General features: G+C 42.1%; 11 protein-coding genes, 1 pseudogene and 1 riboswitch. Of the genes and pseudogenes, 9 read left to right on the forward strand and 3 right to left on the reverse strand.

The features are described from left to right. Positions 1–9: 9 nt before the first annotated feature. The gene (locus GW828_RS06550; protein WP_273058324.1) at positions 10–2,166 is read right to left on the reverse strand and encodes a S46 family peptidase; all 2,157 of its coding nucleotides are present in this window, start codon (positions 2,164–2,166) and stop codon (positions 10–12) included. A 204-nt stretch (positions 2,167–2,370) separates the two neighbouring features. Next, positions 2,371–3,573, reverse strand: coding sequence for an aromatic amino acid transport family protein (locus GW828_RS06555; protein ID WP_182698603.1), 1,203 nt, complete (start codon positions 3,571–3,573; stop codon positions 2,371–2,373). Between the two features lie 236 nt (positions 3,574–3,809). After that, a riboswitch (yybP-ykoY riboswitch) is annotated at positions 3,810–3,919 on the forward strand. A 98-nt stretch (positions 3,920–4,017) separates the two neighbouring features. Between GW828_RS06555 and GW828_RS06560 the strand changes: the two genes are divergently transcribed. The 3 genes from GW828_RS06560 to GW828_RS06570 all read left to right on the forward strand — a co-directional run bounded on the left by GW828_RS06560 (position 4,018) and on the right by GW828_RS06570 (position 6,664). Then, complete coding sequence (locus GW828_RS06560) at positions 4,018–4,572, forward strand: TMEM165/GDT1 family protein (RefSeq protein ID WP_124017342.1); 555 nt, start codon at positions 4,018–4,020, stop codon at positions 4,570–4,572. A gap of 11 nt (positions 4,573–4,583) precedes the next feature. Next, the gene (gene mdtD, locus GW828_RS06565) at positions 4,584–5,993 is read left to right on the forward strand and encodes a multidrug transporter subunit MdtD (protein WP_273058321.1); all 1,410 of its coding nucleotides are present in this window, start codon (positions 4,584–4,586) and stop codon (positions 5,991–5,993) included. Between the two features lie 290 nt (positions 5,994–6,283). Continuing rightward, entirely contained in the window at positions 6,284–6,664 is a 381-nt protein-coding gene (locus GW828_RS06570) for a SpoIIAA family protein (RefSeq protein ID WP_124017344.1), read from the forward strand. Positions 6,665–6,795: 131 nt separating this feature from the next. On the opposite strand, the gene GW828_RS06575 is transcribed toward GW828_RS06570, so the two are convergent. Continuing rightward, complete coding sequence (locus GW828_RS06575) at positions 6,796–6,990, reverse strand: cytoplasmic protein (RefSeq protein ID WP_124017345.1); 195 nt, start codon at positions 6,988–6,990, stop codon at positions 6,796–6,798. 164 nt (positions 6,991–7,154) lie between these two features. Here GW828_RS06575 and ohrR point away from each other — a divergent pair, with 164 nt between their 5' ends. The 6 genes and pseudogenes from ohrR (at position 7,155) to lysS (ending at position 15,056) form a co-directional block, all read left to right on the forward strand. Continuing rightward, positions 7,155–7,646 carry a transcriptional regulator OhrR gene (gene ohrR, locus GW828_RS06580; RefSeq protein WP_273058318.1) on the forward strand — a complete coding sequence of 164 codons (492 nt, stop codon included), beginning with the start codon at positions 7,155–7,157 and terminating at the stop codon, positions 7,644–7,646. Continuing rightward, positions 7,636–8,772: a 23S rRNA (uracil(747)-C(5))-methyltransferase RlmC gene (gene rlmC, locus GW828_RS06585; protein WP_273058316.1), complete on the forward strand. Its 1,137-nt coding sequence runs from the start codon at positions 7,636–7,638 to the stop codon at positions 8,770–8,772. Before ohrR ends, rlmC begins: the two co-directional genes overlap by 11 nt. A gap of 322 nt (positions 8,773–9,094) precedes the next feature. Beyond that, complete coding sequence (gene chrA, locus GW828_RS06590) at positions 9,095–10,246, forward strand: chromate efflux transporter (protein ID WP_182741941.1); 1,152 nt, start codon at positions 9,095–9,097, stop codon at positions 10,244–10,246. Positions 10,247–10,384: 138 nt separating this feature from the next. Further along, positions 10,385–12,049 (forward strand): annotated as a pseudogene (locus GW828_RS06595) (methyl-accepting chemotaxis protein). Positions 12,050–12,400: 351 nt separating this feature from the next. Continuing rightward, positions 12,401–13,499, forward strand: a protein-coding gene (prfB, locus tag GW828_RS06600; protein WP_165870142.1) for a peptide chain release factor 2 whose coding sequence is annotated in 2 segments (ribosomal slippage) — positions 12,401–12,475 and positions 12,477–13,499 — 1,098 coding nt in all. Because the reading frame shifts where the segments join, the coding sequence is not laid out codon by codon here. 54 nt (positions 13,500–13,553) lie between these two features. After that, positions 13,554–15,056, forward strand: coding sequence for a lysine--tRNA ligase (lysS, locus tag GW828_RS06605; RefSeq protein ID WP_124017351.1), 1,503 nt, complete (start codon positions 13,554–13,556; stop codon positions 15,054–15,056). Positions 15,057–15,149: the final 93 nt, after the last annotated feature.

Below are 15,149 nucleotides of genomic sequence, written 5' to 3' on the forward strand. Positions count from 1 at the left end.
AAATGGTCATTATTTAACAATGTCCATTTCAGCTAATAAGTTGTCAGCATTATCTAAATACTGCATGACCCAAAGCATATAACGACTATCTACTTGGATTGAACGGTTGGTTTGTGGATCATATCCCCAGTCACCAATGATACTCTCGTACACGCCGTCAAACAGTAAACCGACCAATTCGGCGCGGCCATTTAAGGTCGGAGAACCTGAATTACCGCCAGTAGTGTCTAAGGTTGATAAGAAATTAACCGGCACAGAGTCAATCGCTTTAACATAATAGTCGCCGTATTGTTTTTGCTTAATTAGCTCAAGCTCTTTAGCTGGCGCATCAAATGGATCTATACCCGTGTCTTTAGCCAAAATACCTTCTAAACGCGTAAACGGCACCGCAACTAATCCATCCTGTGGTGAGTAACCTTTCACATTGCCGACAGTCACACGTAGGCTTGAGTTCGCATCAGCATACACAGGTTTACCTTGCTCGCGGTTATAGGCAATGATCGCATCCATATACTGTGGACGCACTTTCATTAATTCACCTTCTAACTGCTTTTGCTGTTTTTCTCGCGCCATATCGGCGTCAAAGGTTTGTACCGCATACTGAATGAATGGGTCATTTGAGGCGGTAAAGTCTGCAACCGATTTATTCATCCATGCTAAGCGAGTCGCTTTGTCATTCAGCTTGGTATTGGCGTACATATTGTCGAGTGTTGTGGCCAATGCTTTAGCATCAAACTTATCGCTAATACCAAAGGCTTTGTCTAACGATGCTAAACGTTGTTTTGCAGGTAATGCCGCATAGCGGGTAAGTAAGTCTGCGAGAAGTGCTTTATCTACATTGGCTGCATAACGGCGATCAATTCGCTCCATGCTTGAGGTAAAGTTAGTCATGTCGCGGTCTTGATAACCTGGTTCACGTTCCATATCCGCTAAGGTTTTTTCATGGGCTAAGCGATATAAATTACGCGCAGTGGTCACCATAGTGGTGTAACCAATATAGCCTAGCAACATATCACGCTGCTGATCTTGTTGACTCTTAGCGACCAGTTTTTCTAAGCTTGATAAGGTTTTGCCATATTGTTGCTGGCGTTTTTTGTCTTGGTTAATCCAGTTAGCTAAATCAGTTTCAACTTTTACGCGCTCAGCAAGCATGGATGATTTACCATAAAACTCAATCATAGAGGTAAAGTTTTTAGCATAATTTGCTAAGCCAGCAATTAAGCTTTCGTATTTAATTCGCTCATCGCTGCCCTCTGCTGCAGTCTGTTTGATGATATCAATCATGCTTTCTTGCAGCTCTTTACCTTGCGGATAAGCCCAGCCAAATTGATTTTTAACTTCATCTGCAGTGCGATATCGATTTGTACGGCCAGGGTAGCCCGCAACCATGACGAAATCGCCATTACTAACGCCTTTAGCTGATACTTTTAAAAAGCTTTTTGGCTCATAGGGAACGTTATCTTTACTGAAATCAGCAGGCTTACCATCTTTTGATACGTAAGCACGATAAAACGAAAAGTCACCGGTATGACGTGGCCACATCCAGTTGTCGATATCGCCACCGTATTTACCTACGCTAGCGGCTGGGTTGTAGGCTAAACGCACATCGCGTATTTCTAACTGTTTAACTAAATAATATTCTAGGCCACCATGGAAACTATAAACTTGGCAACGGTAACCATCTTCTTTTTCACATTCAGCAACTAAGGTTTTTTCTTGTAGCTCAATACCTTTATAAAAGTCATTGCCTACTTTATCCATTTGGCCAGCGGTAATTTTATCGGTTACCTTAGTTACGGCTTCGGTAACGAAAATACGAGACCCCGGTGTAGCAGGTAATTCTTCGGCATAGGTTTTTGCTAAGAAGCCATCTTTAAGCAAGTTTTTTTCAGGAGTTGAATTGTACTGAATTGCGCCATAAGCACAGTGGTGGTTGGTGACCACTAAGCCCTTAGGCGATACAAATGAAGCGGTGCAACCACCAAGGCTGATCACGGCATTCATTGGAAACTCAGTCAATTTAGAAATTGAATCAGCGCTGATCTCTAAGCCTTTTGCTTTAAGCTCATCAGCCATTGCGGGAAGTTGATGTGGCTGCCACATCCCTTCATCTGCCGACGCGCCAAAGCTGGCTGCAATAGCGACAGTTAATAACCATTTTTTCATTATATAATTCCGTTTAGGGTTTAGCGTGCGATGAATATTATTGCTGTTGTCTCTAATTTTTTGCTTAATTCTTGTTTCATCATGGCTAATGTTAGTAGTCCATAAAACAAAAAAGTCAGGCTAAGCCTGACTTTAACAAATGTTTAACCATCTTAAAAGCGTTTGAAAAACTCGCTTACAAATCCGGTTAATCAGTTAGTTCATTTAGGTTAATGCCACTATTAACTGAGCAATAACAATTAATATACCGAGTAAACCTGCGACAACAAGCCCTAAAGTACCACCAGATACTTGATAACCGCCCAATTGCTGTGAGCGTTGTTTTAATGCCATTGCAATGGGTAAGAAGATGATCATCACTACCAATGGGATAGCAGCAAAACCAAGGACTTTAAAAAAGCCGTCGGGGTAATAAAGCGCGCACAATAGAGGTGGTATAAAGGTCATTAACCAGGTTTTTGCACGTCCAGCAGCATCGTCGTTGGCTCGCGTGAGCTCGGCTATGTAATCGAACAAGCTCATGGTGACACCTAAAAATGAAGTAATTAATGCGAGGTTAGCAAATAAATCAATAGCTTGGCTGATAATTTGTGATTGGGCTAAGCTTTGTAAGGCGGTAACAAGTTTAGGTAATGAACCTCCAAAGCTATGTACTGTTTCACCACCTAAAGAGCCTAAGGTCACTAATAACCATAGAATGTAACAAATCAGCGGAATGGTTGAGCCAATTAATAGCACTTTTCTAAGAGAAACGGCATTACCTTCTAAGTAGCGCACAATGGTAGCAATACACACATGGAAACCAAATGAGGTGAACACCACAGGAATAGCCGCTAACCATAATTGCTGCAGCGCAGTGCCTGAAGCGACTTCGGTTGAATAATTGTTTAATGCACTTATTAGGTTAACGTCGGGTAATAGAAATGCCACCACAATGACCAGTAACACCACCATAGAAGTAAACAAAATACGTGATACTTTATCAATCCATTTTACGCCAATGGCAATTAATCCGCCAAAAATAACCGTAAACAGTATGACTGCCACTTGGTTGCTCATGTTTATGCCAATGGGCTGTAAGCGGGTTTCTAATAGCGACGACCCTCCCATCAAATACACCATAGTCAGAGCGAACAATAAGCTGAGAAAAGAACCTCCTTGGATTAGCTGGCCGACTTTACCCAGGGTTTTACCGGTAATGGCATGAACATTATCGCCGATACCAGAGTGAAGATTAATTTCTAGCATCAATAATGAGGTATAAGCGGATAGGCCCCAAATGACCACGAGTAAAATTAATGCTGGGATTATGCCTAATGCCGCTGTTGCTAATGGCAGCGCAAGCATGCCACCCCCAATTGCAGTCCCTGCTACAATCGAAATAGAGCCTAAAGTTTTAAAATTCACCGAAAACGTCCTGTCTAATTATTATTTTATTTGTGTCGGACATTAGCAGAAGGGTGACAGAGCAGGCAAGGATCTTTGATGGTTATAGGCTAACAGCTGCGTTTATAAACAATTACTCAACATTTAGCTAAACGGTTTTACACTATGATTTTGCAATAGCGTATCATTACGTCAGTACTGCGTTAAGCTCTTTACTGTATCAATGCGTTGATTAAATCTAATCATAAGCTATAATGCCCATCGTTTTAGGGGAGTAGCTAACCTAAGCATATCGACACGATATGATTAGGAGTAAGTGTCAACATACTTGGCCTCATGCCATGGTACTTACGGCAAAATTATTGATGTTAATGATTTCGCCATGCAAGACCTAAGCACTGTCACTGCATCAAGGGGTATGCGGCGGTCTGTGCTTAGTCGTCATTTACCCCTAGGATTATCACATTGGAAGCTTTATTTGCCTCAACCTTTACTGTTGCTATTGCTGAAATCGGCGACAAAACTCAATTATTGGCTTTACTACTCGCTGTCAGATTCAGCAATAAAACGGCTATCATATTAGGCATTCTACTTGCCACGTTATTAAACCATTTTCTTGCTGCATGGATTGGTCAATGGGCCATTGCTTGGATTGATCCTCAATGGGCCACCTATTTGGTAGCCGGTTCATTTTTTGCCATTGCTTTATGGGTGCTCATACCCGATAAAATGGATGACGATGATAACCGTTTTTATAAATTAGGTGCTTTTACTGCGACGTTTATTTTGTTTTTTATCGCCGAAATTGGTGACAAGACACAAATTGCTACTGTTGTCTTAGCGGCAAAATATCAATCATTAACCTGGGTTGTTATCGGCACCACATTGGGTATGCTGATTGCTAATGTCCCTGTGGTATTGGCAGGTCATTTTAGTGCGAACAAACTACCAATGAAGCTTATTCATCGCGGTTGTGCCGTGCTATTTGCACTGCTTGGTGTCGCGACACTCATGTGGTAAATGGAGGTTCAATGCCCGATAGCCGACTGCTTGATGCACAAACTGCTCGAGGATTACCTTGGGTGGTTGCCATTGCTTTTTTTATGCAGTCGCTTGACGGGACAATCCTCAATACCGCTTTACCCGCAATGGCCAATGACTTAAACGAAGATCCGCTGCGCATGCAAGGCGTCATTATCGCTTACATGCTCACGGTTGCTCTGTTGATCCCCGCTTCCGGTTGGATTGCAGATCGTTTTGGTACTAAGAAAATCTTCTTTGGTGCCATCCTATTGTTTAGTTTTGGTTCATTGCTTTGTGCATTGTCGCATTCGTTGGACATGTTAATTGGCGCTAGAGTCATTCAGGGCTTGGGTGGTGCATTAATGCTGCCCGTTGGTCGGCTAGTTGTGCTGCGGGCGTACCCGCGTTCTGAGTTGGTGCGGATCATGGGCTTTATCACCATCCCCGGTTTACTCGGTCCTTTAATTGGTCCTGTGATGGGCGGTTGGATGGTGCAATATCTCACTTGGCATTGGATCTTTTTGATTAACTTACCTGTCGGCATTGTGGGGTGTTATGCGGTTTGGAGGTTTATTCCTGACCTTCGTGGTAAGGAAAGATCGCGTTTCGATACCCTAGGCTTTTTGTTGTTTGGTGCGGCGATGTTGTTGATTACCGTTGCTATGGAAGGATTAGGTGAACTGCATCTGCCACACTTGCGAGTGATGTTGCTGTTGTTTGGTGGCATGGCATGCTTAATTGCCTATTGGCTTCGAGCTGGGCGAATTGATCAGCCACTGTTTTCACCATTATTGTTCCAAACCAGAACATTTGCTATAGGTCTGTTTGGTAATCTGTTTGCTCGTTTGGGCAGTGGTGCATTGCCTTTTTTGGTGCCATTGTTGCTGCAAGTCGCTTTGGGTTATTCACCATCTCAGGCGGGAATGAGTATGCTGCCATTGGCTGCTGCGGCAATAATGGCCAAATCAGTGGCTCGTCCCATTATTGAACGTTTAGGTTATCGATTTGTATTAACCGCTAATACACTGGCTCTGGGATTGATGCTGGCGAGCATAGGCTTAGTTAACGAGCACACCCCTTATTGGTTGTTACTGGGCGTGTTGGCCTTCATGGGCGCGATTAACTCATTGCAGTTTACCGCAATGAATGCCGTGACTTTAATCGATCTTGATGATGCTAGTGCCAGTAGCGGTAACAGCCTATTGTCGGTAGTCGGGCAATTATCATTAAGTTTGGGAGTTGCCTGTGCTGGTGCTTTACTCGGTGGTTTTAGTGCCAATATTGGTAGCGATAACGCCGCGACAGTACTTGGGGCGTTCCAGCTCACTTTTGTGACAGTCGGGGTGATGACTATGTTAGCCGCCGTGATTTTTTCGCAGTTATCTAAAGACGATGGCCGTTTGATAAGCGATTCATAATGGTACATCATCTTGCTATTTTCTGATAAAAGTCTTTATTTTCAATCTATTGCTGTTTAATTAAATCGTCCTGTGATTCGCATTGAATTTGTTATTTATAACGTGGTTTTGTCACCCCAATCATGCTCTATACATGATGCTGTTTGACATTAATTACAATCACTCTGTTTGTTTTTTGTGCAGCCCTGCACATACTTAATTTTATAATTGCTTAAAATGTAAGCATGCATAAGCGTTGTTGATAGGCGTGTGCAGTTAAATGTGTAATCGCATGTTAAAGGAGCCACGATATGGATATGAAGAAACATGGTTTATCAATAGGCATAAACCGAATTGAAAATGTGTTTTTTGTGACATTAAAAGCAACGGGCACACTAACCCACGAAGACTATCTCGTCATTACCCCTATGTTAGAAGGGGCTTTAAGCCAAGTTAATCAACCTAAAGTGAGTTTATTTCTCGACGCCACTGAACTTGAGGGCTGGGATTTACGCGCTGCTTGGGATGATTTATCACTGGGATTAAAGCACAAATCTGAGTTTGAAAGAGTGGCTATTTGGGGCAATAAAAATTGGCAAGAATGGGCGGCCAAAATCGGTAGTTGGTTTATCGCGGGCGAGATTAAATATTTCGAAGATGAAGATGACGCATTGAAATGGCTGCGTTACTAAATTCGCATAGCAGGTATAAGCCAATCTTTAGTCGCGACTATTGATTGGCTTCTTGTGCAGTGTGTCGTTCGTAAAAAAGCCCTAGGAATATAAAAAATATTCACTAGGGTTTTTAGGACGCTACAAATAAATTATGCAGTTGTATTAATATTATGGCCACTGTTGCCTACGGGTTGCGGCGCTGGTGCTAGTGCAGCTTCGATGAGTTGCAATGCCATTTGTCCTTCAGCTTTTTGCTGATCTTTAGCCATAACGGCAACTTTTAAGCTGTTGCCTGAATCAATCGTTGTAGGCATTGAAGAAGGTGAGTTAATGCTAAGTGACATGATTAACCTTAATATAAAAAACCAATGGTATAAGTATAACGGCCGAAAACCCAAAGACTTGATTATTTTTTATCAAAAATAACGCGAGATGCTTTTTTTGATTATAGGTTGTGCACAACCAATGTTATGATTAACCCATATTAGTGGTTAGTGGAGTTTGACCTATGTCTAGCAAAGTGCTTAATGAATCTCAATTACCTTCAGTGCAAAACCCGCTAGCACTTGAAAACCAAGTGTGTTTTTCGTTGTATAGTGCGACTAATGCAATGATCCGCGCCTATCGGCCATTGTTAGATGAGTTATCACTAACTTATCCGCAATATTTAGTGATGATGGTATTGTGGAAAGAGCCAGGAATTAGTGTCAAAACCTTAGGTGAAAAATTACACCTTGATTCTGGAACCTTAACGCCCTTGTTAAAACGCCTAGAAAGCAAAGGTATAGTGAGCCGTGGTCGCAGTGAATTAGATGAACGTGTGCGAGTGCTGCATGTTACTGAGCAAGGCCAACAATTATATCAACAAGCCTTGAGTATTCCTGAGCAAATGCGCTGTAAAGTGGGTGGCACTATTGATGACTTACAGCAACTCAAACAACTGTGTGATCACGCTTTTATGATGTTAAATTCTGGAGAGGCAAACAGCTGTGAAATGTGACTATTTTGAGCGTGGCGATTGTTTGTCATGCCGCAATATTCAACTGCCAATGGTTGAGCAAGTAAATGTAAAACAGCAAAAATTAATGGATTTGTTTCGTGACATGTCGGTTAAACAATGGTTTTCACCGATATTAAGTGCAGAATCTGGCTTTCGTAATAAAGCCAAAATGGTGGTATTAGGTGCCGCTCATGAGCCTATTTTAGGATTGGTTAATCCACAAGGGGAGCCGATCAGCTTATGTGATTGTTCGTTATACCCTAAAGATATGCAATTGTTATTACACCGTTTAGAGCGATTTGTGCAGCAAGCGGGTGTGCCTCCTTATCGAGTCGATAAGGCCAAAGGTGAGCTCAAATTTATTTTGCTGACTCGTAGTCAAAGTAGTGGCCAGTTTATGCTGCGTTTTGTTTTGCGTAGCGATAACGCGATCGCGCGAATTGAACGAGAATTACCGCAGTTACTGCAAGAATTTCCTCAAATTACCTTAGTGTCGGCTAATATTCAGCCGATTCATATGGCTATTTTAGAAGGTGAAAGAGAAATCTTTTTAACCGAAACTACGCGCTTAGAAGAACAACTGAATCATGTGCCGTTATTTATTCGGCCAAAAAGCTTTTTTCAAACAAATCCTGACGTTGCGGCGCAGTTGTATCAGATTGCAAGGGAGTGGGTTACTGAGTTTAAACCTAACTATATTTGGGACTTATTCTGTGGTGTCGGCGGTTTTGGGTTGCATTGTGCTGATCATCAAATTCGCTTAACGGGTATAGAGATTGAATCAGAAGCAATAGAATGTGCCATCTTGTCAGCCAGCAAACTTGGGCTGACACAAGTGGATTTTAGTGCTCTTGATTCAACCCATTTTGCACAAGGGCAATCAGCTGAAGTCAAACCCGATCTTATTATTGTTAACCCACCGCGGCGAGGATTAGGTAAAACCTTATGCGATTCATTGAGCGAGTTTGCGCCCAAAGCCATTGTGTATTCTAGCTGTAATCCACACACCTTAATGACAGATTTAGCCTGTATTACGGGTTACGAAATTACCAAAGTACAAATGTTTGATATGTTTCCTCATACGGATCATTTTGAGGTATTGGTTATGTTAGAGCTGCTGCAATAGGCCGAGTTAATCTCAACGTTGAGTTGATATAAAGCATGTAAGCCACGCTCAGAATATTTGAGGCATTTCATCGCAAGCTGGTGGTTTTTATTTCTGACAAGTTGAGGTAATACGATTTAGCCGAATAATGGATTATTTGATAAATGTTTATTTTCTCCAACTAAGCTTTGTGGCACTACACGATGACTCTACCTAACGAGAAAATATAAGTTGCTGATAAATATTAGTATTATGTATGGTGATGGGGGCATTTTTTTATTGTCATAAAAATGCCATCTCATTGTCATAGCATTGTTAATCACTATAAAAAGGTATTCGGACAATGTGGCAAATATTTACTCGCTTTTTAGCATTAGGTCTAATCAGTTTTGGCGGCCCTGCAGCGCATATAGGCTACTTCAGAAAAGTCTTTGTTGACGATCAGCAATGGTTAGACAGTAAACAGTACTCAAGCTTTGTTGCCCTAAGTCAGTTTATGCCGGGGCCAGGTTCCAGTCAGGTTGGTTTTGCAATTGGTTATCATCGTGGTGGTCTATTAGGTGGTCTTGCTGCCTTTTTAGGTTTTACCTTACCGTCTTTTTTATTGATGTTTTTATTTGCCGTTACCAGTGCACAATGGCTCGAGTTGACTGCTGTTGCGGGTGCCATCCATGGTTTAAAACTACTCGCTGTCGTGGTTGTTGCTGAAGCAACTTTGTCAATGTTCACCCAATTCTGTCAACGAAAAACCGCTAAAATACTTATGGCAGCAACAGCTGTTGCCATCATTTTAATGCCGTCATTATTAATGCAAATTGGGGTGTTAATTGTGGCAGCGATTGTTGGAGTCATGTTGATGACTCGAGGCGACAGTATTACGCCAGACAACCCTCCGATAGAGCTTAATTATGTTTGGTTAGGGCTATTTATTACAGTAATAGTGGCATCTTTATATTTTATTAATCAACCAGATAGCCTAGGACAAATTTTTGCACAATTCTTCCAAGTTGGAAGTTTAGTCTTTGGTGGCGGACATGTGGTTTTACCCTTACTTGAAACCAGTGTTGGCGAATACATTACTGCCGATCGTTTTCTTAGCGGTTATGCGCTTGCACAAGCCATCCCTGGGCCCATGTTTACTCTGGCTACTTTTTTAGGCGCTGATTTATGGTTAGAGTCACCTATTTTAGGGGCGATAGTTGCCACGCTGGCAATTTTTCTTCCTGGATTTTTACTGATGCTGGTGGGGTTAAAAAGCTGGCATAGCATTAGTCAACGTCCTGCAATTGCGGGTGCGTTAGCAGGTGTCAATGCTGCCGTTGTGGGATTATTGCTGGCAGCACTTTATCAGCCAGTATTCACAAGTGCGGTCATCATGCCGCAGGACATGGCATTAGTGATTATTGGTTTTAGTGTATTAAAAGTCTTTAAGCCAAGCCTTGTATGGTTAGTCATAGGATTTGCAGCAATGGGTAGTGGGTTGTCTATGTTGTAAAGCGGTTATTATATTGTACGTTTTGCGATAGGCCGCACTTTTTTGAGTAGTCATAGTTTGTTAATGTAACCATTTATAATAAATAGACTATTATATTTGTAGACTATTATCTTAAAAGACCTTCAAAAGGCTACCACTATGCTGAGATCTTCATTACGCAATAAACTATTGGGCTTATCGTTAATTCCGCTAACGTTGATCCTCACAGTATTACTGAGCATTTTTTATGTTAATGAAGGCTCATCGCTGAAAAGAGATATTGATAATTTTCGCAGTGAATTAATTTCAGAACGCAAAAATCAACTCAAAGAATCCGTTCAGATTGCCCAGGGAGTCGTTGAATATGAACTCTCTTTGGGTGATAAAGGTAATGTTAATGCGGCATTACGAGACTTACGTTTTGGCACAGCAGGGTATTTTTTTATCTATGATGATGCGGGGATGAATATTTTTCATCCGACTATGCCTGAACTTGAAGGCCAAAACAAAATTGACATGGCCGATCCCAATGGCACTAAAATTATTGTTGGGCTATTAGATGCCGCTAAATCCGGGAGCGGTAATTTTTCTTATTATTATAAAAAGCCTGGTAGAGAACAGTTAGTTGAAAAACTCGGTTTCGCGGTAATGGTCCCCAATACCCATTGGATGTTAGGCTCTGGCGCTTACATTGATGATATTGAAGAGTCTATTGCGGCTTATGAAACCTATAAAACTGAAGAGATGAATCAAAAAGCATTCTTATTTTTATTAATTGCTTTGGGTTTAACAGGGATAACTGCTTTTGCTGTAGTCATTATGGCCCATAGAATGGTGGTGCCTATCCAAAATATGGCTGGCTCATTAAATGATATCGCCAAAGGTGAGGGTGACTTAACTAAACGTCTTGAGATAACGAGTATCGATGAGATCGGTCAGTTAGGCAGTGCTTTTAACCTGTTCATTGACAAGTTACAGAATATTATTGGTGATGTAGCGGGGGCGACTGATAGGGTTAAACATGCAGCGCAAAGCATCAGTGGTCAAACAGTGTCAATGACTGAGCAGCTTTATAACCATAACAATGAAATTGATCAGGTTGTTACCGCGATTACTGAAATGTCTGCGACCGCTCATGATGTGGCTCATAATACTAATATGGTCGCTGAAGCAACACATGCGGCTTCTGATAACGTCGGAAAAGCGCAAGACTGTGTCGATACATCATTAACTGAAGTGTCTAACTTGATGACCCAAATTGACAATGCCGCCGCCAATGTAAAGTCATTGAGTGAGCAGTCGAAAAAGATTAACTCAGTGCTGAGTGTGATCGGTGGAATTGCAGAGCAAACCAATTTACTGGCACTTAATGCGGCCATTGAAGCTGCCTGAGCTGGCGAGCAAGGTCGAGGCTTTGCTGTGGTTGCTGATGAAGTCAGAAATTTAGCCAGTCGCACTCAAACCAGTACCGTCGAAATTAATGAAATGCTGTCTGAACTGCATAAGTTAGTCACCAAAGCGGTACAAGCCATGGAACAGAGCCAAGCCAGTTGTTTAAGTTCAGTTGAGTCTTCTAGGGCCATTTCTGAAAGTTTAGGCGCTGTTACCTCATCAGTGACCAGCATTAATGACATGAGTACCCAAATAGCTACAGCAGCTACCGAACAAAGCTCAGTAACCGAAGAAATTAATCGTAATATTAATTCAGTGCAAGAGATTGTGAATACGCTATTAGCGGCCAGTCAAGATGCTTCTGATATGAGCAAAACGGTGGCCAATGAAGGCTCGACGCTTTCTAAGTTAGTCGGTCAATTTAAAATATAATAGTGACTGTTATTGGGTTGGAAAATGAACCTTAAGGGTTCATTTTTTTTCGTCATAATCTGAAGTATTTTTTCACTATTATGGGTATTTTTTAGCATTATCAGTCAGCCATTCCTAGGCTTAATTCTTAACCGAATCCTTATTCAATCTTTTGTACAAGCTGTTATGCAACAATATGGCGTACATTTAGTCGTTACACCCACGGTTATGCTTTTTCTGATATTGATTCAGTGAAATATATTCGTCATTTGTTTATTAATAATCATCCTTCCGGTCTAGGTTTAGCGCCTATCATGAGGTAAAATGCGCCGTTGCACCTTTTGTTAACTGCTAAATTTAAGTTGAATATTCATGTTTGAAGTTAATCCGGTAAAATTCAAAATTAAAGAGCTCGCTGAACGTACTGAGCTACTTCGGGGGTATCTTTGACTACGCTGCCAAAAGTGAGCGCTTAGAAGAAGTCAGCCGCGAGCTAGAAAGCCCAGAAGTGTGGAATGAGCCTGAACGTGCGCAAGCATTAGGTAAAGAGCGCGCTGCGTTGGTTGTCGTGGTCAAAACCATTGATGATATGGACTCAGGTCTTGAAGATATCGAAGGGTTACTTGAACTTGCCATTGAAGAAGATGACGAAGAAACCTTTAATGATGCAGCTGCAGAACTTGAGGTGTTAGACACTCGTCTAGCCGATCTCGAATTTCGCCGCATGTTTTCTGGTAAGAGTGATGCGTCAAACTGTTACTTGGATATTCAATCTGGTTCGGGCGGCACTGAAGCGCAAGACTGGGCCAACATGGTGCTGCGCATGTACTTACGCTGGGGCGATGCACATGGTTTTAGCCCCGAGTTAATGGAAGTCACCGACGGTGATGTAGCCGGTATTAAAGGTGCTACGATTAAGTTCACTGGTGAGTATGCTTTTGGATGGATGCGAACTGAAACGGGTGTCCACCGTTTAGTGCGTAAATCACCTTTTGATTCATCTGGCAAACGCCATACTTCTTTTTGCTCTGTTTTCGTTTATCCAGAAATTGATGATGATATTGAGATCGATATTAATCCATCCGATTTACGTATCGACACTTATCGTGCATCAGGCGCGGGTGGTCAACACGTCAACAAAACAGATTCTGCGATACGTATTACGCATTTGCCAACCAACACTGTGGTGCAATGTCAAAACGATCGCTCGCAACATAAAAACCGCGATTCTGCCTTTAAACAGTTAAAGGCGAAGTTGTATGAGTTAGAAATGCATAAACAAAATGCCGATAAGCAAGCTGCTGAAGATGCAAAATCAGATATCGGTTGGGGCAGTCAAATTCGTTCTTATGTATTAGACGACGCCCGTATTAAAGATTTACGTACAGGGATTGAGAACCGCAACACTCAATCAGTGCTGGATGGTGATTTAGATAAGTTTATTGAAGCCAGCCTAAAATCAGGACTTTAATTAAATTAACTTTTTCCGCCATGTAAGTGTGGCGAGTAAACGCGAGAATATAACATGACTGAACACGTACAAGATGAAAACAAACTGATTGCTGAACGTCGCGCTAAATTAGAGCACATTCGCACCAGTTGTCCTGCTAATGCGCATCCAAATACATGGCAACGTAGCCATAAAGCGGCTGAGTTACAGGCGCAATATGGTGAGCAGACCAAAGAAGCGTTAGAAGAACTCGCTTTTCAAACCAGCATTGCAGGCCGTGTTATGGCTAAGCGTGGTCCATTTTTAGTGATTCAAGATGTGTCTGGTCGTATTCAAGCTTATGCTGGTAAGCCAGTCCAAGGCGATTTAAAAGAGCGTTATCAAGGTTTAGACATCGGTGACATTGTTGGTGTTAAAGGTCAGCTGCATTTATCTGGCAAGGGCGACTTGTACGTTAATATGGAAGAGTATCAATTACTGACCAAAGCATTGCGTCCGTTACCTGAGAAATTCCACGGTTTAACCGACCAAGAAACTCGCTATCGCCAGCGCTATGTTGACTTGATCGTTAACGAAGACTCGCGCAACGCGTTCATTATGCGCTCTAAAGTGGTTTCTGCCATTCGTAACTTCATGATCAAAAAAGAGTTCATGGAAGTTGAAACCCCAATGATGCACGTTATTCCTGGTGGTGCTTCTGCACGTCCATTTGTGACTCATCACAATGCATTAGACATGGCCATGTACTTACGTATTGCGCCAGAACTATACCTTAAGCGTTTAGTGGTCGGTGGTTTTGAGCGCGTATTCGAAATTAACCGTAACTTCCGTAACGAAGGTTTGTCACCACGTCATAACCCAGAATTCACTATGATGGAATTCTATATGGCGTATGCTGATTACAAAGACTTAATGGACTTAACTGAAGAAATGCTCAGTTCAATCGCCATTGAGTTAACGGGTAGTGCGCAAATGCCATACGGCGAGCACACAGTAGATTTTGGTGGCCCCTATGCACGTTTAAGCATGTTAGAAGCTATTCAAAAGTACAACCCTGACAACGCGACTATTCAAGCGATGACTTACGAACAAGTGAAAGACGTAGAGTTTATGCGCGACTTAGCATCGAGCCTAGGCATCAAGCTAGAGAAATTCTGGACTTGTGGTCAGTTATTAGAAGAGATTTTCGGTGAAACCGCTGAAACTAAGCTGATGCAACCAACGTTCATTACTGGTTACCCTGCGGATATTTCGCCTTTAGCACGCCGTAATGATAACAATGACTTCATCACCGACCGTTTTGAATTTTTTATCGGTGGCCGCGAAGTGGCTAACGGCTTTAGTGAGCTCAACGATGCTGAAGATCAAGACAACCGCTTTAAAGCGCAAGTTGATGCTAAAGATGCAGGCGATGACGAAGCAATGTTCTATGACGCTGACTACATCACCGCACTAGAGCACGGTTTACCACCAACAGCAGGTCAAGGTATTGGTATCGACCGTTTAGTGATGCTATTCACTAACACGCATACCATTCGTGACGTGATTTTATTCCCAGCGATGCGCCCACAAGCGTAATGGCATAGGTTGGCAGTAGCTGACACTGAGGAATAATCAAAACCAGCTTTCGGGCTGGTTTTTTTTGACTAAAATTAACTGGAAATTTGTCTC

Source organism: Shewanella vesiculosa (assembly GCF_009994065.1).
GTDB lineage: Bacteria > Pseudomonadota > Gammaproteobacteria > Enterobacterales > Shewanellaceae > Shewanella > Shewanella vesiculosa.